The 21865-nt window shown below is 59.7% G+C and carries 19 protein-coding genes; 12 read left to right on the forward strand and 7 right to left on the reverse strand.

The features are described from left to right. Positions 1–5 precede the first annotated feature (5 nt). Complete coding sequence (rhaS, locus tag ACR809_RS25065; RefSeq protein WP_002882888.1) at positions 6–842, reverse strand: HTH-type transcriptional activator RhaS; 837 nt, start codon at positions 840–842, stop codon at positions 6–8. Positions 843–1152: 310 nt separating this feature from the next. On the opposite strand from rhaS (ACR809_RS25065), the gene rhaB reads away from it, so the two are divergent. The 9 genes from rhaB to rhaM all read left to right on the forward strand — a co-directional run bounded on the left by rhaB (position 1153) and on the right by rhaM (position 11134). Further along, positions 1153–2619 (forward strand): rhamnulokinase, encoded by a 1467-nt coding sequence (gene rhaB / locus ACR809_RS25070; RefSeq protein WP_032104095.1) that lies wholly within the window; start codon positions 1153–1155, stop codon positions 2617–2619. Beyond that, positions 2616–3875: an L-rhamnose isomerase gene (rhaA, locus tag ACR809_RS25075; protein WP_004150375.1), complete on the forward strand. Its 1260-nt coding sequence runs from the start codon at positions 2616–2618 to the stop codon at positions 3873–3875. Before rhaB ends, rhaA begins: the two co-directional genes overlap by 4 nt. Positions 3876–4024: 149 nt before the next feature. Then, complete coding sequence (gene rhaD, locus ACR809_RS25080; RefSeq protein ID WP_002882882.1) at positions 4025–4855, forward strand: rhamnulose-1-phosphate aldolase; 831 nt, start codon at positions 4025–4027, stop codon at positions 4853–4855. Between the two features lie 81 nt (positions 4856–4936). Continuing rightward, entirely contained in the window at positions 4937–5923 is a 987-nt protein-coding gene (rhaS, locus tag ACR809_RS25085; protein WP_002882880.1) for a rhamnose ABC transporter substrate-binding protein, read from the forward strand. 145 nt (positions 5924–6068) lie between these two features. Continuing rightward, the gene (locus tag ACR809_RS25090) at positions 6069–7580 is read left to right on the forward strand and encodes a sugar ABC transporter ATP-binding protein (RefSeq protein ID WP_080893934.1); all 1512 of its coding nucleotides are present in this window, start codon (positions 6069–6071) and stop codon (positions 7578–7580) included. Continuing rightward, positions 7577–8584, forward strand: coding sequence for an ABC transporter permease (locus tag ACR809_RS25095; protein ID WP_162992566.1), 1008 nt, complete (start codon positions 7577–7579; stop codon positions 8582–8584). Before ACR809_RS25090 ends, ACR809_RS25095 begins: the two co-directional genes overlap by 4 nt. Beyond that, complete coding sequence (locus ACR809_RS25100; RefSeq protein ID WP_002882873.1) at positions 8581–9585, forward strand: ABC transporter permease; 1005 nt, start codon at positions 8581–8583, stop codon at positions 9583–9585. The genes ACR809_RS25095 and ACR809_RS25100 overlap by 4 nt, the downstream gene beginning before the upstream one ends. Positions 9586–9674: 89 nt before the next feature. Next, complete coding sequence (fucO, locus tag ACR809_RS25105) at positions 9675–10823, forward strand: lactaldehyde reductase (protein WP_032433726.1); 1149 nt, start codon at positions 9675–9677, stop codon at positions 10821–10823. After that, positions 10820–11134 carry an L-rhamnose mutarotase gene (gene rhaM / locus ACR809_RS25110; RefSeq protein ID WP_004181618.1) on the forward strand — a complete coding sequence of 105 codons (315 nt, stop codon included), beginning with the start codon at positions 10820–10822 and terminating at the stop codon, positions 11132–11134. Before fucO ends, rhaM begins: the two co-directional genes overlap by 4 nt. Before the next feature lie 37 nt (positions 11135–11171). Here the strand turns inward: rhaM and ACR809_RS25115 are convergent, their stop codons facing one another. The 4 genes from ACR809_RS25115 to ACR809_RS25130 all read right to left on the reverse strand — a co-directional run bounded on the left by ACR809_RS25115 (position 11172) and on the right by ACR809_RS25130 (position 16349). Further along, positions 11172–12437 carry an MFS transporter gene (locus tag ACR809_RS25115; protein ID WP_015959203.1) on the reverse strand — a complete coding sequence of 422 codons (1266 nt, stop codon included), beginning with the start codon at positions 12435–12437 and terminating at the stop codon, positions 11172–11174. 41 nt (positions 12438–12478) lie between these two features. Next, positions 12479–14602, reverse strand: a complete 2124-nt coding sequence (locus tag ACR809_RS25120) for an alpha-galactosidase (RefSeq protein WP_048993352.1) — start codon at positions 14600–14602, stop codon at positions 12479–12481. Positions 14603–14717: 115 nt separating this feature from the next. After that, on the reverse strand, positions 14718–15713 hold the full coding sequence (locus ACR809_RS25125) for a substrate-binding domain-containing protein (protein WP_440310705.1): 996 nt from the start codon (positions 15711–15713) through the stop codon (positions 14718–14720). Positions 15714–15800: 87 nt separating this feature from the next. After that, complete coding sequence (locus tag ACR809_RS25130) at positions 15801–16349, reverse strand: helix-turn-helix domain-containing protein (RefSeq protein ID WP_002882865.1); 549 nt, start codon at positions 16347–16349, stop codon at positions 15801–15803. Positions 16350–16448: 99 nt separating this feature from the next. Here ACR809_RS25130 and ACR809_RS25135 point away from each other — a divergent pair, with 99 nt between their 5' ends. Continuing rightward, positions 16449–17108: an AzlC family ABC transporter permease gene (locus ACR809_RS25135; protein WP_122051633.1), complete on the forward strand. Its 660-nt coding sequence runs from the start codon at positions 16449–16451 to the stop codon at positions 17106–17108. Next, positions 17108–17431, forward strand: coding sequence for an AzlD domain-containing protein (locus ACR809_RS25140; RefSeq protein ID WP_122051634.1), 324 nt, complete (start codon positions 17108–17110; stop codon positions 17429–17431). The genes ACR809_RS25135 and ACR809_RS25140 overlap by 1 nt, the downstream gene beginning before the upstream one ends. Positions 17432–17471: 40 nt before the next feature. Here the strand turns inward: ACR809_RS25140 and ACR809_RS25145 are convergent, their stop codons facing one another. Then, positions 17472–17684, reverse strand: coding sequence for a YdgH/BhsA/McbA-like domain containing protein (locus ACR809_RS25145; protein WP_002882830.1), 213 nt, complete (start codon positions 17682–17684; stop codon positions 17472–17474). 128 nt (positions 17685–17812) lie between these two features. After that, a complete protein-coding gene (fdhD, locus tag ACR809_RS25150; protein WP_002882828.1) occupies positions 17813–18649 on the reverse strand; it encodes a formate dehydrogenase accessory sulfurtransferase FdhD in 837 nt (278 codons plus the stop codon). Between the two features lie 156 nt (positions 18650–18805). Between fdhD and fdnG the strand changes: the two genes are divergently transcribed. After that, positions 18806–21856, forward strand: a complete 3051-nt coding sequence (fdnG, locus tag ACR809_RS25155; protein ID WP_085921749.1) for a formate dehydrogenase-N subunit alpha — start codon at positions 18806–18808, stop codon at positions 21854–21856. The last annotated feature ends 9 nt before the right edge of the window (positions 21857–21865 follow it).

Genomic DNA, 21865 nt, shown 5'->3' on the forward strand with positions numbered 1-21865 from the left:
TCGCGTTACTGAAGAATGGCGTCGCGCCCCTGACGGATATCGCGCGGCGACCAGTCGAACTCCCGGCGAAAAAGCGTCGAAAAGTGGTTACTGTCGCCGAAGCCGCAGCGATAAGCGATATCAGTCACGCTTTCATCGCTGTGGCGCAGCAGGTGGCGGGCTTTCATCAGGCGCACCCGATTAAGATAGCGCTGTGGCGTCAGACCGGTCTGCTGCTTCAGCTGGCGGTGCAGCGTACGCAGCGACAGCGAAAACTGCGCCGCCACCTCCTCCCAGCAGATCTCCTGCGCAAAATGGTCTTCGAGCCAGGCCAACAGCTGATTCAGCCGCGCATCGTTGTTGGTGGCCTCTTCCGCAAGGCTGCTTTTACGTAACAGCACCAGCAGCTGCATAAACAGGATCTCACGGCTGGCGACGGCATGAGTATCCGTATCGCTCCCCACGGCCTCGATCTGCGCCACGATATGCCGCACCTGTTGCAGGACGGTTTGATTCACCCGCCAGTGCGAGGGGTAGTTTCCTTCCTGTTCCTGGGGCAGTAGTTGACTGACCCCGGCGAGAAAGCGAAACGCATCCGGCGCGCGATAGAGCACATTGGTCAGACACAGATTATCCGTGTGCTCGTAAAGATGGCGGTCGTGATCGCGGATAAAACAGACCGAACCGCCGCCAATGGTGTAGGGCTGGCCATTGAAGACGTGAATACCCGATCCCTGCTCCACGATAACTATTTCATGGAAATCATGGTGATGTTCCGGAAAGGCCGACTGAGGGAGGCGGGGTTCAATAGCCACCGTCGAGATCCCGGCCTTAAAGAAATCCGTACTGTGCAATATGGTCATGATGCCACCCTCGTAATGAGAAAAATTATCAGTCACCGGCTGATAGTAATGAAGGGTTGGCTATCCGGCCTTCAATTTTTGACCGCGAAATTCGTAAATCCTGCCGCTTTTTCAAGAATCAGCCGGAAAGATGCGGAACTGCGGAGGCCATCACATCCCCCTCGCCATCCCCTAAAACCGCAAACTGTGATGTCCCTCACGGTCACCTTTGCTTTCTTGCCAGCGGCCAGTTTTGGCTGTCCGTAGCGAGAAGGTGTCAGTAAACGGCCTTTTTTAGACTGCGGACAATGATTTTAAGAAGGATCGTTTCATGAGTATTCGTCATTGTGTCGCTGTCGATTTAGGCGCCTCCAGCGGGCGGGTGATGCTCGCCAGCTATCAGCCCGGGCCGCGCGCCCTGACGCTGCGCGAAATTCATCGCTTCACCAATAGTCTGCAGAAAGTAGACGGCTTCGACTGCTGGGATGTAGATAGCCTGGAAGGCGAGATCCGCCGCGGGCTGGAGAAAGTGTGTGAGCAGGGCATTCTGATAGACAGTATCGGCATCGATACCTGGGGGGTAGATTATGTCCTACTGGATAAGCAGGGCCAGCGCGTCGGGCTGCCGATCTCCTATCGTGACGACCGCACCCAGGGCCTGCTGCGTCACGCTGAAGCGCAGCTGGGCCGGGCGGAAATCTATCGCCGCAGCGGCATTCAGTTTTTGCCGTTTAACACGCTTTATCAGCTGCGCGCGCTGGTGGAGCAGCAGCCGGAGCTGGTCAGTCAGGCTGCCCATGCCCTGCTGATCCCCGACTATTTCAGCTTCCGCCTGACCGGCAATCTGAACTGGGAATATACCAACGCCACCACCACCCAGCTGGTCAATATTAACAGCGATAGCTGGGATGAGACGCTGCTGAACTGGACCGGCGCGCCGTTGGCGTGGTTCGGAAAGCCGACCCACCCCGGCAATGTGATAGGCCACTGGATCTGCCCGCAGGGTAACCGAATTCCGGTAGTCGCTGTCGCCAGCCACGACACCGCCAGCGCGGTGATCGCCTCCCCGCTGGCCGACCGCCATGCCGCCTATCTCTCCTCCGGCACCTGGTCGCTGATGGGGTTTGAAAGCCTGACGCCGTACACCTGCGACGCGGCGCTGCAGGCCAATATCACCAACGAAGGCGGAGCCGAAGGCCGCTATCGGGTGCTGAAAAATATCATGGGCCTGTGGCTGCTGCAGCGGGTGCTAAAAGAGCAAATCGTCAGCGACCTGCAGGGGCTGATCGCCCGCACCGCCGCGCTACCGGCGTGCCGCTTCATAATTGACTGCAACGATGACCGCTTTATCAACCCGGCCAGTATGAGCGCCGAGATCCAGGCCGCCTGTCGCGACGCCGGGCAGCCGGTTCCTGAAAGCGATGCCGAACTGGCGCGCTGCATTTTCGACAGCCTGGCGCTGCTCTACGCCCGGGTGCTTAACGAGCTGGCGGCGCTGCGCGGCCACCCCTTCAGCCAGCTGCATATCGTCGGCGGCGGCTGTCAGAACACGCTGCTCAACCAGCTGTGCGCTGACGCCTGCGGGATCGCCGTCGTGGCCGGCCCGATAGAGGCCTCCACCCTCGGCAATATCGGCATCCAGTTAATGACCCTCGACGAGCTGGCCAATGTCGATGAGTTTCGTCAGGTAGTGCGCGGCAACGCGGCGCTCACCACTTTTACCCCCAATCCTGATAGTGAAATTGCCCGTTTCGTGGCGCAGTTTCAGCCACAACAGACCAAGGAGCTTTGCGCATGACCACTCAACTTGAACAAGCCTGGGAAATTGCTAAGCAGCGCTACGCCGCCGTCGGCGTGGATGTCGAGGAGGCCCTGCGCCAGCTGGACCGTCTGCCCGTCTCCATGCACTGCTGGCAGGGTGACGACGTCGCCGGTTTCGAAAACCCGGCGGGAAGCCTGACCGGCGGTATCCAGGCGACCGGCAACTACCCGGGCAAAGCGCGCAATGCAGAAGAACTCCGCGCCGACCTTGAGCAGGCGCTGAGCCTGATCCCGGGGCCAAAGCGTCTCAATCTGCACGCTATTTACCTGGAATCCGACGCGCCGGTAGCGCGCAATGAGATTAAGCCGGAGCACTTTAAAAACTGGGTTACATGGGCGAAAGCCAACAAACTGGGGCTGGATTTCAACCCCTCCTGCTTCTCGCATCCGCTGAGCGCCGACGGCTTTACCCTGTCGCACGCCAACGATGAGATCCGCCAGTTCTGGATCGACCACTGCAAAGCCAGCCGCCGCGTATCCGCTTATTTTGGCGAACAGCTGGGCACGCCGTCGGTGATGAATATCTGGGTGCCGGACGGCATGAAGGATATAACCGTTGACCGCTTCGCCCCGCGCCAGCGGCTGCTGAACGCCCTTGATGAGGTGATCAGCGAGAAGCTCGACCCGGCGCACCATATCGACGCCGTGGAGAGCAAGCTGTTCGGCATCGGCGCCGAAAGCTACACCGTCGGCTCCAACGAGTTCTATATGGGTTACGCCACCAGCCGTCAGACGGCGCTGTGCCTCGATGCCGGCCACTTCCATCCGACGGAAGTGATCTCCGACAAGATCTCCGCCGCCATGCTCTACATCCCGCGCCTGCTGCTGCACGTCAGCCGCCCGGTGCGCTGGGACAGCGACCACGTGGTGCTGCTGGATGATGAAACCCAGGCCATCGCCAGCGAAATCATTCGCCATAACCTGTTTGACCGCGTGCACATCGGCCTCGACTTCTTCGATGCCTCCATCAACCGCATCGCGGCCTGGGTGATTGGCACCCGCAATATGAAAAAAGCGCTGCTGCGCGCCCTGCTGGAACCGACCGCCCAGCTGCGCCAGCTGGAGAACGACGGCGATTACACCGCCCGCCTGGCGCTGCTCGAAGAGCAAAAATCGCTGCCGTGGCAGGCCATCTGGGAGATGTACTGTCAGCGTCACGACACGCCGGCGGGCAGCCAGTGGCTGGACAGCGTACGGGCTTATGAGAATGCGGTTCTGAGCCAGCGCGGGTAATGCACGGGCTTCCCCGGGTCGCGGCTGACGCCTTACCCGGGCTACGAACCGGTAGCCCGGATAAGCCGTTTACGGCGCAATCCGGGGGCACGCACATATTTAGGGTGAGGGGGTCAACCCCGCACCGAATCAACAGGAAAGACAAGACTATGCAAACCATTATCGACGCCTGGTTCGTCCAGGGCATGATCAAAGCCACCTCCGACGCCTGGCTGAAAGGCTGGGACGAACGCAACGGCGGCAACCTGACGCTGCGTCTGGATGAAGCGGATATCGAACCTTACGCGGCGGATTTCCACGCCAAACCGCGCTATATCGCCCTCAGCCAGCCGATGCCAACCCTGGCCAACCAGCCGTTTATCGTCACCGGCTCCGGCAAATTCTTCCGTAACGTCCAGCTCGACCCGGCCGCTAACCTCGGCGTGGTGAAGGTCGACAGCGACGGCGCGGGATACCATATCCTGTGGGGCCTGACGGAGGATGCCGTCCCGACCTCCGAGCTGCCGGCACACTTCCTGTCGCACAGCGAGCGCATCAAACTGACCGGCGGCAAAGACCGGGTGATCATGCACTGCCATGCCACCAACCTGATCGCCCTGACCTATGTTCTGGAGAACCACAGCGATCTTTTCACCCGTAAGCTGTGGGAAGGTAGCACCGAATGTCTGGTGGTCTTCCCGGATGGCGTCGGCATTCTGCCGTGGATGGTGCCGGGCACCGATGAAATCGGCCAGGCGACCGCCGAAACCATGCAAAAACACTCGCTTGTGCTGTGGCCGTTCCACGGCGTCTTCGGCAGCGGCCCCACGCTGGATGAGACCTTCGGCCTGATCGATACCGCCGAGAAGTCCGCCGAAGTGCTGGTGAAAGTCTTGTCGATGGGCGGGATGAAGCAGACCATCACCCGCGACGAGCTTATCGCCCTTGGCAAACGCTTCAACGTGCAGCCGCTGCAGTCCGCTTTAGATCTTTATCCATAACAACATCGCGCCCCGCTCACCGAGACGGGGCGAAATATCACCTGCAAACCCTACAAAACTAACTCATGTGGAGTAAAAGCAATGAAAACAAAGACAAGCTTGATCCTCACCGTTGCCGCCCTGGCGTTGTCCGGTTCCGCCTTAGCCGAAGTTAAAATCGCCCTTGTGGCGAAATCGCTGGGAAATGGCTTCTTCGAAGCCGCCAACGTTGGCGCCCAACAGGCAGCCAAGGAGTTAGGTGATGTCAAAGTGATCTACACCGGCCCGACCACTACCACCGCCGAGGCGCAGATCGACGTGCTGAACGGGTTGATCGCCCAGGGGGTGGATGCGATCGCCATTTCCGCCAACGATCCGGACGCGGTGGTGCCGGTGCTGAAAAAAGCGATGCAGCGCGGCATCAAGGTGGTCTCATGGGACTCCGGCGTGGCGCCGGCAGGCCGTCAGATCCATCTTAACCCCTCAAATAACGCCTTAATTGGCGAAACCAACGTCAAGCTTGCCGCCGATGCGCTGCAGGCGCTGAACGTTGAGAAAGGCGAGGTGGCCGTGTTAAGCGCCACCCCAACCTCCACGAACCAGAACATCTGGATTGAGGAGATGAAAAAGGTGCTACCGCAGTATCCGTCGGTGCAGCTGGTCACCGTCGCCTACGGTGACGATCTGTCGGATAAAAGCTACCGCGAAGCGGTGGGTCTGCTGAAATCATATCCGGACCTGAAAGTCATTGTCTCGCCGTCGTCGGTGGGGATTGTTGCCGCCGCGCAGGCGGTGAAGGACCAGGGCAAAATCGGCAAAGTGTATGTCACCGGGCTGGGGCTGCCGTCGGAAATGGCCGGCGCGATCAAGTCCGGCGCCAGCAAAAGCTTCGCCATCTGGAACCCGATTGACCTGGGCTACGCCGCCACCTATCTGGCCGACGATTTAGTCAAAGGCACGGCGACCAAAACCGAAGCCAGTATGGGCAAGCTGGGCAAAGTGAAGCTGGACGCCGAGGGGAATGGCGCGATGGCCAAGCCGTTTGTCTACGATGCGAGCAACATCGATAAGTTCTCGAAAATTTTCTAATCCTTGTTCCCTCACCCCGGCCCTCTCCCGGAGGGAGAGGGGGAACGGCTGGCCCTCTGCGCGATGCGGCCAGCGGACGCCGGACCGTTCCCTCGCCCCTGTGGGGGAGGGTTAGGGTGAGGGGTGATTTTTGTGGAGAACTATCATGTCAGCATCAACGCCACTGCTGTCGCTGAAGGGGATCACCAAGATTTTTCCCGGTGTGCGCGCCCTTGAGAACGTGCAGCTTGATCTCTGGCCCGGCAAAGTGACCGCCTTAATCGGCGAAAACGGCGCGGGGAAATCCACGCTGGTCAAAGTGATGACCGGTATTTATCAGCCCGAAGAGGGCGAGATCCTCTATAAAGCGATCCCCATTCATCTGCCAACGCCGGAGTCGGCGCATAAGGTAGGGATCACCGCCATTCACCAGGAAACCGTGCTGTTTGACGAACTCTCGGTCAGCGAAAACATTTTCGTCGGCCAGTATCTGTATAAGGGACTGCTCAAAACGCTCGACTGGCCGGCGATGCACCGCAGAGCCAACGAGATCCTCACCCGGCTGGAAGTCCAGATCGACCCGCGAGCCACGCTGAAAACCCTCAGCATCGCCCAGCGTCACATGGTGGCGATTGCCCGGGCGCTGGCTTTCGACGCCCAGGTGGTGATCCTCGATGAGCCGACCGCCGCGCTTTCCCAGCATGAAATCCTGGAGTTTTATCACATCGTTGAGCGTCTGAAGCAGGACGGCAAAGCGATCCTGTTTATCTCGCATAAGTTCGATGAAATCTTCGAGCTGGCCGATTATTACACCATCCTGCGCGATGGGGTGTACGTCAGCTCCGGGGCGATAAGCGACATCACCGAAGAGCGGATGGTGTCGATGATGGTGGGCCGGGCGATCAGCCAAACCTACCCGAAAGTCGACTGCACACCCGGAGAAACGGTGCTGGAGGTGACCGATCTCTGTCATCCTACCGAGTTTGCCCATATTAGCTTCCGCCTGCGCAAGGGAGAAATTCTCGGCTTTTACGGCCTGGTGGGCGCCGGACGCACCGAGCTGATGCAGGCGCTCTCCGGTGTCTCGCGCCCCTCCTCCGGCGAGATCCGCCTGAACGGCAGAACCATGCGCTTTCACCAGCCCGCCGACGCCATCCGCGCGGGCATCGTCTGCGTGCCGGAAGAGCGGCAGAAACAGGGAACGATCATCGCCCTGCCTATCGCCCAGAACATCAGTTTACCGCAGCTCAGCAAGCTCAACCCTAACGGCATCCTGAACGACGCCCGGGAATGGCGGCTGGCCGACGAGTACGCCTCGCGCCTGCAGGTAAAAGCCTTCAGCTGGCGGCAGCCGGTGGAGACCCTCTCCGGCGGCAACCAGCAGAAAGTGGTGATTGGCAAATGGCTGGCGACCCAGCCCGAGGTGATCATTCTCGATGAGCCGACCAAAGGCATCGATATCGGCTCAAAGGCCGCCGTGCATCAGTTTATGTCCGAGCTGGTCAGCCAGGGGCTGGCGGTGATTATGGTGTCGTCAGAGCTGCCGGAAGTGATGGGCATGGCCGACCGGATTATCGTAATGCACGAAGGGCTGATGGTCGCCGAGTACCGGGCCGGGGAAGCGACAGCGGAAACCATCGTTAGCGCCGCCAGCGGCATCGGCCAGGAGGCGGCATGATGGGACACGCATGGCTTAAACATCGCGAAGCGCTGCTGGCTTTGGTCATCATTTTGATGATCGGCGCCATCGGCAGCCGGGCGCCGTCGTTCGTTTCACCGGGCAATCTGGTGGAGATGTTTAACGATACCGCCATCCTTATCATCCTCGCCCTCGGCCAGATGATGGTGTTGCTCACCAAAGGCATTGATCTGTCGATGGCCGCCAACCTGGCGCTGACCGGGATGATCGTCGCCCTGCTTAACGCCCACTATCCGGATATTCCGGTGGTAGCGCTGCTGGCGCTGGCGACTCTGCTGGGCCTGCTGATGGGAGTAATTAACGGCCTGCTGGTCTGGCGCCTCGGCATTCCCGCCATTGTGGTGACCCTGGGCACCATGAGCATTTATCGCGGCATTATCTTCCTGCTGACTGACGGCGGCTGGGTTAACTCACATCAGATGAGCGCTGATTTTCTCAGTCTGCCGCGCAGCCCCCTCCTGGGGCTGCCGCTACTGAGCTGGTGCGCCATCGCCGCGCTGCTGCTGGTGGGTTATTTCCTGCGCTACAGCCGCACCGGCCGGGCCTTATACACCGCGGGCGGCAACGCGACGGCGGCATACTACACCGGCATTAACGCCGGGAAAATGCAGTTCGTCAGCTTCTGTCTCTCCGGCGCGCTGGCCGGCTTCTGCGGCTATCTGTGGATCTCGCGCTTCGCCGTCGCCTATGTCGACGTCGCCAACGGTTTTGAACTCCAGGTGGTCGCCGCCTGCGTGATCGGCGGTATCAGCACCATGGGCGGAAGCGGACGGGTGCTGGGCTGCCTGTGCGGCGCGCTGTTCCTCGGGGTCATTAATAACGCCCTGCCGGTGATCGGCATCTCGCCCTTCTGGCAGATGGCGATTTCCGGGGCGGTGATCGTCATGGCGGTGCTGCTCAACGAGCGCGGCAATCGCGGTCACGGGCGGTTAATCCTGCGCAACGCGGCGTTAGCCCGACAGAAACAGGCGGTGAAATCATGAGCAAAATGATGGTATCTGAAGAGATGAAAAACGCCCCGGCCGCGCCGTCGCCGCTGCGCCGCCTGCTGTGCTGGGAAGGGTTTTTACTGGCGGTCACCCTGGCGGTATTTATCGGCAACGCCGTGGCTTCCCCGTACTTCCTCAATATCTGGAACCTGTCGGACGCCACCTTTACCTTTACCGAGAAGGCGATCGTCGTCCTGCCGATGGCGATGCTGATTATCGCCCGGGAAATCGATCTGTCGGTAGCCTCGACGATGGCGCTCAGCTCAACGGTGATGGGCTTCTGCGCGGCAGCGGGGATGGACACTCCGCTGCTGGTGGTCATCGGCCTGGGCGTAGGTCTGCTGTGCGGCCTGTTCAACGGCTTGCTGGTGACCCGCTTTAACCTGTCGTCCATTGTGATCACCATCGGCACCATGAGCCTGTATCGCGGCATCACCTATATACTGCTGGGCGATCAGGCACTCAATCACTATCCGGAGAGCTTTGCCTGGTTCGGCCAGGGGTACGTGTGGGGGGCGCTCTCTTTTGAGTTTGCGCTGTTTATCCTCCTCGCGGCCGCCTTCACCTTCCTGCTGCATAAAACCAACTTTGGTCGCCGGACCTACGCCATCGGCAATAACCCGACCGGCGCCTGGTTCTCTGGGATCAACGTTAAGCGTCATAACCTGGTGCTGTTCGCGCTGGTTGGGCTGATGGCCGGGCTGGCGGCGGTCCTGCTGACCTCACGGCTCGGCAGTACCCGCCCCACCCTGGCGATGGGCTGGGAGCTGGCGGTTGTCACCATGGCGGTGCTCGGCGGCGTCAATATTCTCGGCGGCTCCGGCAGCATGCCCGGGGTGATCATCGCCGCCTTTCTGATGGGGCTGGTGACCTTCGGCCTTAGCCTGCTGAACGTCCCCGGCATCGTGATGTCGGTGATTATCGGCGCCATGCTGATCGTGGTGATCTCCCTGCCGATTATTACCCGGCGGATGATGCAGCGAAGACGATGTTAATTTCCCCCTCACCCTGGCCCCCTCCCTGCGGGAGAAGGTCGGGGTGAGGGGAAACGGATTTCCCAAAATCAACATTAAGGAGAATTATCATGAGTTTTATGTTGGCACTACCTAAAATCAGCCTCCACGGCGCAGGCGCGATCGGTGATATGGTCAAGCTGGTAGCGGGCAAACAGTGGGGCAAGGCGCTGATCGTCACCGACGGTCAGCTGGTGAAGCTGGGCCTGCTGGACAGCCTGTTCGCCGCGCTGGATGAACAGCAGATGGCTTATCAGCTATTTGACGAGGTATTCCCCAACCCCACCGAAGCGCTGGTGCAGCAAGGCTATGCGGCTTACCAGGCGGCCCGCTGCGATTACCTGATCGCCTTCGGCGGCGGTAGCCCGATTGATACCGCCAAAGCGATAAAAATCCTCACCGCAAACCCAGGCCCCTCCACCGCCTACTCCGGCGTCGGCAAAGTGAAAAACGCTGGCGTGCCGCTGGTGGCCATTAACACCACCGCCGGCACGGCGGCGGAGATGACCAGCAACGCGGTAATTATCGATAGCGAGCGGCAGGTGAAAGAGGTGATTATCGACCCGAACCTGATCCCGGATATCGCCGTCGACGACGCCAGCGTGATGCTCGACATTCCGCCAGCCGTTACCGCCGCCACCGGCATGGATGCCCTGACCCACGCCATCGAGGCCTTTGTCTCCGTTGGCGCCCATCCCCTGACCGACGCCAACGCCCTCGAGGCCATTCGTCTGATTAACCTGTGGCTGCCGAAAGCGGTAGACGATGGGCACGATCTGCAGGCCCGCGAGCAGATGGCCTTTGGCCAGTATCTGGCGGGCATGGCGTTCAACAGCGCCGGTCTCGGGCTGGTACATGCCCTGGCCCATCAGCCTGGCGCCACCCATAATCTGCCGCACGGGGTATGCAACGCCATCCTGCTGCCGATCATCGAAAACTTTAACCGCCCGAACGCGGTGGCGCGCTTTGCCCGCGTGGCGCAGGCGATGGGCGTCGATACTCGCGGCATGAGCGATGAAGCTGCCAGCATGGAGGCCATCAATGCCATCCGCACGCTGAGCAAACGCGTAGGGATCCCCCAGGGTTTTAGCCAGCTTGGCGTCAGAAAAGCCGATATCGAAGGCTGGCTGGATAAAGCGCTGGCCGACCCATGCGCGCCGTGTAACCCGCGCCCCGCCAGCCGCGATGAGGTTCGCGAGCTCTATCTGGAGGCCTTATGATCCGTAAAGCCTTCGTCATGCAGGTGAACCCCGACGCGCACGAGGAGTACCAGCGCCGCCATAACCCCATCTGGCCAGAGCTGGAAGCTGTGCTGAAAGCGCACGGCGCGCACCACTACGCCATCTATCTCGATAAAGAACGCCATCTCCTGTTCGCGACGGTGGAGATTGAATCGGAAGCCCGCTGGGAAGCGGTCGCCAGCACGGAAGTATGCCAGCGTTGGTGGAAATACATGCGCGAGGTGATGCCCAGCAACCCGGACAACAGCCCGCTGAGCGCGGAGCTCAAAGAAGTGTTTTATCTGGCGTAAAAATAACTGGCCTCCCTCCAGACGGGAGGCCGGTCGTTTAAACGGTCATTGCATTATCGCGCAGCGGCTCGGTTTTCGTCTTACCCGCTAACGTAAACGCGGAGATTAAGGTGACGGTCAGGGCAATACCGCCGAGGATCATATAGGTATCCTGAAAGCCGATCCGATCGTACATATTGCCGGCGAAAGCGGAGAGAAAGATCGCCGCCACCTGCTTGGCGAACTGGAAGCCCACCAGATAAATGGTCGCCGACAGCCGGACGTCAAACACGCCGGTGATGTATTTAAAGGCGCCCACCAGCAGGAACGGCACCTCCAGCGCATGGAGCATTTTCAACGCTACGACTTCCGCGGCGGTGGTGGCGAAGGAAGAGCCAATCATTCTTGCCGCCATCACCATCCCGGCGATCAGCAGGGTATTCTTCGCTCCGATACGGTTAATAATCCACGGCGAGCTGAACATAATGATGGCGTTACATATTTCTCCCGCGGTGGTGGCGAAACCAAAGGCGCGGGTGCCCGCTTCCGGGGTCACGAAGAACGATTTGAAGAAGGTGGCGAATTGCTGATCGAAAACGTCATACACGCAGGCCACGCCGATAACATACAGAATAAACATCCACATCTTACGCTGGCGGAACATGCGCACCGCCGTTTTTAAATCGATCGCCGGGCGATTGGCGCCGAGCGAATCCATCACCTGCGCGGACTGACTGGCCTGCGGTTTGGCGATGGCCACCAGTACCACCAGCAGCAGCGCGGCGGCCGACCCCATCCAGAACACCCATTCGGGATTAATGCTGAACAGCATTCCGGCGGTAGTCGCGCACAGCGCCCATCCCAGGCAGCCAAAGGTGCGCGCCTTGCCGTATTCAAACCCGCTGTTGCGGCTTACCCGTTCGATATAGGCCTCCATCGCGCCGGCGCCAGCGGAGAATACAAAGCCGATATAGGCGCCGCCGCTCAGCGCCCCGAGCCAGATATTGGTTTTCAGCAGCGGAGCGAAAACATAAAGGAAGAAGGGAGCAATCAGCACCAGCAGAACGGTCACGATCCACATCAGGTGTTTTTTCAGCCCCAGCTTGTCAGAGATCACTCCGAGGATCGGCTGGAAACAGATGGCGAACAGCGACAGGCTGGAGAAAACGAGGCCGGTTTCGGTTTTATTCAGGCCAATGACGTCCGACAGCCAGATCGGCAGAAACGGAAAGCAGGTGGCCATGATGAAGAAGTAGAGAAAGAAGAACAGCCCGAAAATCCAGAAGTTGGGGTTGTTTTTGTGGGTACAGACGGTCGGGTTCATTATATTTTCCTCAAGAAGGGCCGCAGCGCGGCCCGATACCATCACACGCGTTGCAGACCAATCAGAATGGCGCTTTCCGGGTCGAGGATGGGCAGCGCCAGCCCCGCCTGCTGCAGCCACTCACCGCTCACCGTCTGCGGCGTCGTCATCCATGCCGGTAGCTTCCGCATGGTGTGGCCGCCCTCACCGGTGATCTGAATGTTCGGATGATCGAGGAGCGTCACCTGATAGCGGGCGCTCGCCTCCAGGCCCGCCAGGCGCAGCGGCGCCATCAGGGTGTAGTCCGGCATCGCCAGCTGGCTGACGAGGAAAATCGCCTGCGCTTTATCCGGGCTGACGACGCCATGGGCAAGAGTGGTAGCATCCGGCATATCTATTCGCCACTGCACGCCGTGATGGATCACGTCGCGCCACTGTTTATGCAGGGCCGCATATTTTCGGTATCCGGCGCGCTCTTCTTCATCGGCGCTCACCGGATCCAGCTCAAGGCCCATATGACCGAACAGCGCCGTCAGGCCGCGGAAGGCGATACTATGCTGGCGGAAGGTGGCATGACAGTGGCGATTGCCAATGTGCGCGCCCATTACCTCGGGTGGAAAGAAGTAGCTCATGCCGCGCTGGATGGTGTTGCGCTCAAGGGCGTCATTGTTGTCAGACGCCCAGAAGCGATGGCTGCGTTTGAGGACTTCATAATCGATCCGTCCGCCGCCGGAGGAGCAGGATTCAAATTCAATGTGCGGGAAACGGGCCACCAGCGTATCCAGCAGGCGGTAGAACTGGCGCGTTTGCGCGTCTGCAGCGGCGCGTCCCTGATGCCCAGGCTGCACCAGCTCGCGGTTCATATCCCACTTCACGTAGTCCACCGCATGCTCGCCCAGCAGCCAGCTCATCCGCTCCAGCAGATAATCAAACGCTTCGGGAATGTTGAGGTTCAGGACAAACTGATGGCGGCCGGTCAGCGGGGTATAGCCCGGCAGCGCCAGCACCCAGTCCGGGTGCGCCCGGTACAGATCGGAATCCGGGTTAATCATTTCCGGCTCCACCCAGATACCGAATTCCATACCCAGAGACTTCACGTGATCGATAATCGGCGTCAGGCCGTAGGGGTATTTTTTCTCATCGAGATACCAGTCGCCAAGCGCCGCCCAGTCGTCGTTGCGCCCTTTAAACCAGCCGTCATCGATAATAAAGCGCTCGACGCCCAGGGCCGCCGCTTCGTCGGCCATACGCATGATGTAGTCCGGGTCGTGGTCGAAATAGATCCCCTCCCAGGTGTTGAGATGCACCGGGCGCGGTTTGTTGCCCGGGAAACGAATAATCCGTTCGCGCAGATAACGATGGAACTGCTGGCTCATGCCGTTCAGCCCATTCGCCGAGTAGCTGGCATACAGGTACGGCGTCCACAAGGTTTCCCCTTCCGCCAGCGCCATTTCGCCCGGCAGATAGAGCGCCTCGGCTTGCAGATAGCGACGGCCATCGGTTTTCACCTCCGCCCGCAGGCGATGGTTACCGCTCCAGGCCAGATGCACGCCCCAGACTTCACCCTGCATCTCGCTAAAGGCGCGGCTGCCGGTGATCAGGGCCGGGAAATGTTCGTGAGAGGTGCGCCCGCGGCGGTTCTCCAGTACAAAGCTGTCGTGCTCCAGCGTCAGGCGATGAGGCTGAAACTCGCGGATCCAGCGGCCATGGAAAGCCATCACCTCGCGAGCGCGTTCGGCGACCGGCAGCGTGACCGCCAGGCGATCCACCTGCCATGGGCTGACGCGCAGATTGGTCACGCCATGGCGCACGCTCAGCACGCCGCTGGCATCCAACGCGATCTCGCTCTGCAGGCGCAGGCCGGCCTGCGGATCTTCGCTGACCAGGGTCAGCGTCTGGCCCTCGTGCCGCACTTCGCTGGTGGTGAACAGCGGAGAGGCATCCAGCCCCTGACGATGGCCTTCAATGCCCGGCGCGCCAAACAGACCATGGCCCAGCTCCGCCATTAAGGTCACTGGCGAATCGACATCCAGTCTGCCGTTGGCGACCGGGCGCGTCAGGCTGTCGGCATCCTGCGGCGAAAAGTGGCTTAAATGCGGTCCCCAGTAGACAATTTCGGCGAAAGGGCGGGTTTTAATCACAACATCGGCACCGGCGCTTTGCAGGTGAATCAGCGAATCAGACATCAGACATCTCCATTACAAGGAATGTCTTACTGTTGATCCGAAACGTTTCGGATGCCAACCAAAACGTTTCGGATCCGTGATCGGCTTCAGAATTACGGGTTAAAAAGGGGTAAGATCAGGCGGTTTCACCCGGGAAAAATTCCGGCTGCCATAGCACCTGCAGCGTGGCGAGATCCTCCCCGGCGATTAAGCGACGCACCATATCAGCAATCTGCCTTCCCACGCCCTGGCGCGTGGACTGGATCACCGCGGCGACATCGGTCTCAATGATGCTGTCCTGCGGCAGCCCGTCGTACACCACCAGGGCGACGCGGTTGTCGCCGGTTAAACGCCCCAGGTGGGCGAGCGCCATCGCGGCGCCATCGCCATGGGTGTTGCAGTCGGTGATAATCGCGGTAGGCGGCTCAGGCAGACGCAGCAGCTCCAGCGTGGCCTGATAGCCGCCGCGGCGCGTCGCCGGCACGCTACGCAGCCATGCATCGGATAACCCCGCCTCGCGCAGGGCATCGAGGTAGCCGTTACGCCTTTGCAAAATAAACGCCTGATTGTTGTTCTCGCCCAGCAGAGCGATACGCTGGTGGCCCTGGTGAATCAGATGGCGGGTGGCGCGGCAGGTGCCGGCATAGTTATCGAAATCAAACCAGGCGTAGGGCTGCGCCAGGCGGCTACGGCCGAGCGCCAGAAACGGAAAGCCGGAGGCCTGCAGCTGCGCCAGCCGCGGATCGTCATCCAGAGTATGGGCCACGATTAATGCATCGACGCGACGGCCCTGCACCATGCGCATATAGCCATGTTTATCCGCCTGCTCATCATCGGCGATCAGCAACAAATCAATGTCATGGCGCGCCAGCTCATGGCTGATCTCCTCGACCATCTCGAGAAAAACGTTATTGTTGAGCGGCGCGGGGCGGACAGGGAAGACGAGACCAACGGCATCGATGGTGCCCATTTTCAGACGGCGGGCGAAAGTGTTGGGGCGATAGCCCCGGCGCTGCGCTTCAGCCTCAACCCGGGCGCGGGTCTCCTGCGACACATCGTCGTAGCCGTTCAACGCCCGGCTGACGGTCGTGACGGAGATCCCAAGTTGTTTGGCAATGGCTTTCAGCGACATAAAAATCCCTGTTTTCGCATAGGAAAGCTAGTTTCCCGCAATATGGCTATGACGTCCAGCGAGCGCGCGTCCCCCGCCGACGCGATGTCAGTTTTGCTCAGCGATCAGCAGGGCCTGCGTATCCGGCTCCAGCGCCTGAAAAACATGCTCCTGATCCGCCGGGTAGCAGATATAGTCGCCCTCGCCGAGCTCTTCCGGCGCCGACGTTAGCCCCACCCGCGCCCGCCCCTGGGTGACGATAATATGTTCCACCGAGCCTGGCGGATGCGGATGCGAAATGCGGTCGGCGCCGGGCTGGGTGAGCAGCAAATAGATGTCCCGACGCGCGCCGGGCGGACAGGCGGCCAGCAAAATGGCCTGATAGTTCGCCTGCTCTGCCACCACTTTGGTCCCCTCGCCGCGGCGGATCACCTGCGTTTTGTTCACCTGCGGCTCAAGCAGCCTGGCAAATGGAATATCCAGCGCTACGCAGAGCGACCACAGCGTTTCCAGACTCGGGTTGCCGTTGCCGGACTCCAGTTGCGATAGCGTGGATTTTGCGATACCCGCCCGACGCGCGACTTCCGCCAGCGAAAGCCCGGTCCGCGCCCGCTCCCGCACCAGACTTTTGGCGATAACACTGATTGGCTGTGTCATACCCGCCCCTTGTTTTTTATATCGAACAATTCGTTCGCCTTGAAAAACGATCATTGTGTGTTCATTATAATGAAAATTCGTTCGATATGGCTAAGTGATATGAAACAAACTCTCTCCAGTCTCAGCGGAGACACGATAAAAGCGATTGTTTTGGTCTGCCTTGCCGTCGGGGTGGTGGGCATGTCCTATGGGTCGCTGGCGGTGGCTTACGGCTTCCCTTTATGGGTGCCGCTCTTGCTTTCGGTGTCCGTGCTGGCAGGCGCTTCTGAATTCATGTTTATCGGCATTGTCGCCAGCGGCGGTAGTCCGCTGGCCGCCGCCGCCGCCGGCCTGTTAGTCAATGCGCGTCATATCCCGTTCGGGGTGACCGTACGTGAACTGGTTGGTCGGCGCGCCTTAAGCTTTATCGGATGCCACATTATGAACGACGAGAGCGTGGTCTTTGGCTTGTCGCAGCCCACCCCCGCGCAGCGCAAAGCGGCCTACTGGCTGTGCGGCGCTGGCGTCGCGCTGATCTGGCCCCTCGGTACGCTAACCGGCGCGGCCGTCGGCAAACTGCTGCCAGCGCCGGAAACCATCGGGCTTGATGCGGTCTTCCCGGCGATCCTGCTGGCGCTGGTGATCCCGGCCTTTAAAAACCGCACTACGCTGATCCGCGCCGCCAGCGGCGCCGCGCTGGCGCTTGCCGCCGTACCGTTTGTGCCCACCGGGCTGCCGGTGCTGCTTTCGCTGTTCGGTTTACTGCCGAGGAAAAAATAATGGGCAATATGACGCTGTTTATCGCCGGTATCGCCATCCTGTCGCTGGGAACCTATCTGATGCGCCTCGGCGGCGCGAAGCTCGGCAATCGGCTGGCATTTTCCGAGCGCTCGCAGGCGCTGCTTTCCGATGCGGCGACGGTGCTGCTTTTTTCCGTCGCCCTGGCCACCACTTTCTATGAGGGCGCACATTTCGCCGGTATGGCGCACGTTCTGGGCGTTGCTTTCGCTGTGTTCCTCGCCTGGCGCAAGGTCCCGCTGATCGGCGTGATTATCGCCGCCGCCGTGGTGACCGCGCTGCTGCGCCTGGCGGGTATAAACTAAAAAAGCGCCCTGAGGCGCTCTTTCGACAGTTGCTATACGCTTATTTGTTCAGTTCGGCAGTCATATGCACGCGGTTGCCGGTAAACGCTTCGGTGATTTTGTAAGACGAAGCGCCGGCAGCCTGCGCCTGTGCGGCGATTTTCGCTTCCGCGCCGTCCATTGTGGAGGCGGTTGCGGTCACGGTTTCAGCAGCGAAGGAAGCGAAAGAGGCGGCCATAGCGATTACTGCGACAAAAGTTTTGATGCTTTTCATGATATAAACCCTTTCATTTAGTTGTTTAGATAAGGCGCTGTGCCTTGATGTGTTAAATAGTATCCCGCACATCGCTAAACAAAAAGCGGAAGGATTTGCTGTCATTGTTCAAATTTATTGACCAATATTTAACCCGCAATTAAACGCTGCGGATGGGTGTAAACTGTCGCCCTGCCCGGCTTGCAAAAGCCCACCAGCGTCAGATTGCAGCGCTCGGCAACTTCCACTGCTAAGGTGGTGGCCGCCGAGACCGCGAACAGGATCTCGACGCCGCACATCGCCGCCTTCTGCACCATTTCATAACTGGCGCGGCTGGAGACCAGCGCGGCGCCATGCTGCCACCCCTCGCCGACTTCCGCCCGCCGGCCCAGCAATTTATCCAGGGCGACATGCCGGCCAACGTCTTCAAACCCGCCCGCCAGTTCGCCCGTCAACCGGACCCACGCGGCCGCGTGAGTACAGCCGGTGAGCCGGCCAACCGGTTGAAAGTCGTTAAGATGCGCCAGGGCCTGATCGAGATTGGCTAAATCGAACGACTGAGTGAACGGCAGCGGCTGGACCGGCTTACCAATATCATTGAGCTGCTCGACGCCGCATACGCCGCAGCCGGTGCGCCCGGCCAGCGCGCGACGCCGGGCTTTGAGGCCCATAAAACGCCGGCTGGAGAGCTCAATCTGCACCTCAAGGCCGTTGCACACCGCTACCACGTCCATGCCGAAAATCTCCCGCCGGTGCTCGATAATCCCTTCGGATAAGGAGAAGCCGACGGCGAATTGCTCCAGATCTTTCGGGGAGGCCATCATCACCACGTGGGAGATACCGTTGTAGACCAGCGCGACGGGCACCTCTTCCGCTAACTCATCTGGCTGAGGGTGTTGCAGATCCTCGCGTTTCCAGAGGGAGACCTGGCGATATCCTGTGACATTCGTCACATTTTTGATTTGTTCGAGAGGCTTCTTGTTCACTTTGCTTTAACCGTATTGGAACAGGCATACACACAATGTGGTATTCTGTTTTTATCCCTTCAGGAATGAGGGAAATTTGCCCTAATTCTGAACCTTTGCGGCCTTCACCGCAAAGCAAATAACTACATGTGACAATGTCGAAACAAGGAGCGAACCATGCAGGTCAGCAGAAGGCAGTTCTTTAAGATCTGCGCTGGCGGTATGGCGGGAACCACGGCAGCAGCGCTGGGCTTTGCCCCGGCAACTGCGCTCGCGGAGACACGGCAGTACAAATTGCTGCGCACGCGCGAAACCCGTAACACCTGCACATACTGTTCTGTCGGCTGTGGGCTGTTGATGTATAGCCTCGGCGACGGCGCGAAAAACGCCAAAGCATCCATTTTCCATATCGAAGGCGATCCGGATCATCCGGTCAACCGTGGTGCGCTCTGTCCGAAAGGGGCTGGTCTGGTGGACTTTATCCATTCTGAAAGCCGCCTGAAATTCCCGGAATATCGCGCGCCAGGCTCCGATAAATGGCAGCAAATCAGTTGGGACGAAGCGTTCGATCGCATCGCCAAGCTGATGAAAGAGGACCGCGACGCCAACTTTATCGCGCAAAACGACGCCGGCACCACCGTCAACCGCTGGTTGACTACCGGGATGCTCTGCGCCTCCGCCTCCAGTAACGAAACCGGCTATTTAACGCAAAAATTCACCCGCGCCCTCGGGATGCTGGCGGTGGATAACCAGGCGCGTGTCTGACACGGACCAACGGTAGCAAGTCTTGCTCCAACATTTGGTCGCGGTGCGATGACCAACCACTGGGTTGATATTAAAAACGCCAACCTGGTCGTAGTGATGGGCGGTAACGCCGCAGAAGCGCATCCGGTGGGGTTCCGCTGGGCGATGGAAGCCAAAATTCATAACGGCGCCAAGCTCATCGTTATCGATCCGCGCTTTACGCGTACGGCGTCGGTGGCTGATTTCTATACCCCGATTCGTTCCGGTACCGACATTACCTTCCTGTCGGGCGTGATCCTGTATCTGCTGAATAACGAAAAATTCAACCGCGAATACACCGAAGCCTACACCAACGCCAGCCTGATCGTGCGTGAGGACTATAGCTTCGACGACGGGCTGTTCAGCGGCTATAACGCAGAAAAACGCCAGTACGACAAAACCAGCTGGAACTATGAGCTGGACGAAAACGGCTTCGCCAAACGCGATACTACGCTGCAACATCCGCGCTGCGTCTGGAACCTGCTGAAGCAGCATGTTTCCCGTTATACCCCGGATGTGGTCGAAAACATCTGCGGTACGCCGAAGGCTGACTTCCTCAAAGTCTGTGAATACATTGCTGAAACCAGCGCGCCGGATAAGACCGCATCGTTCCTGTACGCTCTCGGCTGGACCCAGCACTCCATCGGTGCGCAGAATATCCGCACCATGGCGATGATCCAGCTGCTGCTCGGCAACATGGGGATGGCGGGCGGCGGCGTCAACGCCCTGCGCGGCCACTCCAATATCCAGGGCCTGACCGACCTCGGCCTGCTCTCCACCAGCCTGCCAGGCTACATGTCGCTGCCGAACGAAAAACAGGCCGACCTGCAGACCTACCTGACGGCTAACACGCCGAAGCCGCTGCTGAAAGACCAGGTCAACTACTGGGGCAACTATCCGAAGTTCTTCGTCTCCATGATGAAAGCCTTCTTCGGCGACAAAGCCACCGCGGAAAACAGCTGGGGCTATGACTGGCTGCCGAAGTGGGATAAGAGCTACGACGTTCTGCAGTACTTCGAGATGATGAATCAGGGCAAAGTGAATGGCTATATTTGCCAGGGCTTTAACCCGGTCGCCTCGTTCCCGAACAAAAACAAGGTCGTCGCTTCCCTGTCGAAGCTGAAGTTCCTCGTGACTATCGACCCGCTCAATACCGAAACGTCCACCTTCTGGCAAAACCATGGTGAGTCGAACGATGTCGATCCGGCGAAAATCCAGACCGAAGTGTTCCGTCTGCCCTCCACCTGCTTCGCCGAAGAGAATGGGTCTATCGTCAACTCCGGCCGCTGGCTGCAGTGGCACTGGAAAGGCGCGGACGCCCCGGGGATCGCCGTCACCGATGGTGAAATTCTCGCCGGTATCTTCACTCGCCTGCGTAAGATGTATGCCGAAGAGGGTGGCCCGGCGCCGGAGCCGGTGCTCAACATGACGTGGAACTACTCCACGCCACACGAGCCGGCATCGGAAGAAGTGGCGATGGAAAGCAACGGTAAAGCGCTGGCGGATATCACCGACCCGGCAACCGGCGCGGTGATCGTCAAGAAAGGCCAACAGCTGAGCTCCTTTGCGCAGCTGCGAGATGATGGCACCACCTCCAGCGGCTGCTGGATCTTCGCCGGGAGCTGGACGCCGGAAGGTAACCAGATGGCGCGCCGCGATAACGCCGATCCATCCGGTCTCGGCAATACCCTGGGCTGGGCCTGGGCCTGGCCGCTCAACCGCCGCATCCTGTATAACCGCGCCTCCGCGGATCCGCAGGGTAAACCGTGGGATCCGAAGCGTCAGTTGCTGAAATGGGACGGCGCCAAATGGGGCGGCGTGGATATTCCGGACTACAGCGCCGCCGCGCCTGGCAGCGACGTCGGTCCGTTTATCATGCAGCCGGAAGGGATGGGCCGTCTGTTCGCTATCGACAAGATGGCGGAAGGACCGTTCCCGGAACACTACGAGCCGTTTGAAACGCCGCTCGGAACCAACCCGCTGCACCCGAACGTGGTCTCTAACCCGGCCGCTCGCGTCTTCAAAGGCGATCTCGAGCAGATGGGTAAGGCCGAGAAGTTCCCGTACGTCGGCACCACTTACCGTCTGACCGAGCACTTCCACTACTGGACCAAGCATGCGCTGCTTAACGCCATCGCCCAGCCGGAACAGTTCGTGGAGATCGGGGAAAAACTGGCGAATAAGCTCGGCATCGGCCACGGCGATACCGTGAAAGTTTCCTCCAACCGCGGCTATATCAAAGCCAAGGCGGTGGTGACCAAACGTATTCGCACGCTGAAAGTTGACGGTAAGGATATCGATACCATCGGCATTCCTATTCACTGGGGCTATGAGGGCGTGGCGAAAAAAGGCTTTATTGCCAATACCCTGACGCCGTTCGTCGGTGATGCGAATACGCAGACGCCGGAGTTCAAAGCTTTCCTTGTGAACGTGGAAAAGGTGTAACGGAGACGA

This window comes from Klebsiella sp. CD33 (assembly GCF_051992865.1).
Lineage (GTDB): Bacteria > Pseudomonadota > Gammaproteobacteria > Enterobacterales > Enterobacteriaceae > Klebsiella > Klebsiella pneumoniae.

Coding starts and splice junctions, on each gene's coding strand:
- ACR809_RS25120 (WP_048993352.1), bottom strand. CDS start 14,602: ATGTCTGATTCGCTGATTCACCTGCAAAGCGCCGGTGCCGATGTTGTG.
- rhaM (WP_004181618.1), top strand. CDS start 10,820: ATGATCCGTAAAGCCTTCGTCATGCAGGTGAACCCCGACGCGCACGAG.
- ACR809_RS25130 (WP_002882865.1), bottom strand. CDS start 16,349: ATGACACAGCCAATCAGTGTTATCGCCAAAAGTCTGGTGCGGGAGCGG.
- ACR809_RS25140 (WP_122051634.1), top strand. CDS start 17,108: ATGGGCAATATGACGCTGTTTATCGCCGGTATCGCCATCCTGTCGCTG.
- ACR809_RS25135 (WP_122051633.1), top strand. CDS start 16,449: ATGAAACAAACTCTCTCCAGTCTCAGCGGAGACACGATAAAAGCGATT.
- ACR809_RS25115 (WP_015959203.1), bottom strand. CDS start 12,437: ATGAACCCGACCGTCTGTACCCACAAAAACAACCCCAACTTCTGGATT.
- ACR809_RS25125 (WP_440310705.1), bottom strand. CDS start 15,713: ATGTCGCTGAAAGCCATTGCCAAACAACTTGGGATCTCCGTCACGACC.
- ACR809_RS25145 (WP_002882830.1), bottom strand. CDS start 17,684: ATGAAAAGCATCAAAACTTTTGTCGCAGTAATCGCTATGGCCGCCTCT.
- rhaS (WP_002882888.1), bottom strand. CDS start 842: ATGACCATATTGCACAGTACGGATTTCTTTAAGGCCGGGATCTCGACG.
- rhaB (WP_032104095.1), top strand. CDS start 1,153: ATGAGTATTCGTCATTGTGTCGCTGTCGATTTAGGCGCCTCCAGCGGG.
- rhaA (WP_004150375.1), top strand. CDS start 2,616: ATGACCACTCAACTTGAACAAGCCTGGGAAATTGCTAAGCAGCGCTAC.
- ACR809_RS25095 (WP_162992566.1), top strand. CDS start 7,577: ATGATGGGACACGCATGGCTTAAACATCGCGAAGCGCTGCTGGCTTTG.
- rhaD (WP_002882882.1), top strand. CDS start 4,025: ATGCAAACCATTATCGACGCCTGGTTCGTCCAGGGCATGATCAAAGCC.
- ACR809_RS25090 (WP_080893934.1), top strand. CDS start 6,069: ATGTCAGCATCAACGCCACTGCTGTCGCTGAAGGGGATCACCAAGATT.
- ACR809_RS25100 (WP_002882873.1), top strand. CDS start 8,581: ATGAGCAAAATGATGGTATCTGAAGAGATGAAAAACGCCCCGGCCGCG.
- rhaS (WP_002882880.1), top strand. CDS start 4,937: ATGAAAACAAAGACAAGCTTGATCCTCACCGTTGCCGCCCTGGCGTTG.
- fucO (WP_032433726.1), top strand. CDS start 9,675: ATGAGTTTTATGTTGGCACTACCTAAAATCAGCCTCCACGGCGCAGGC.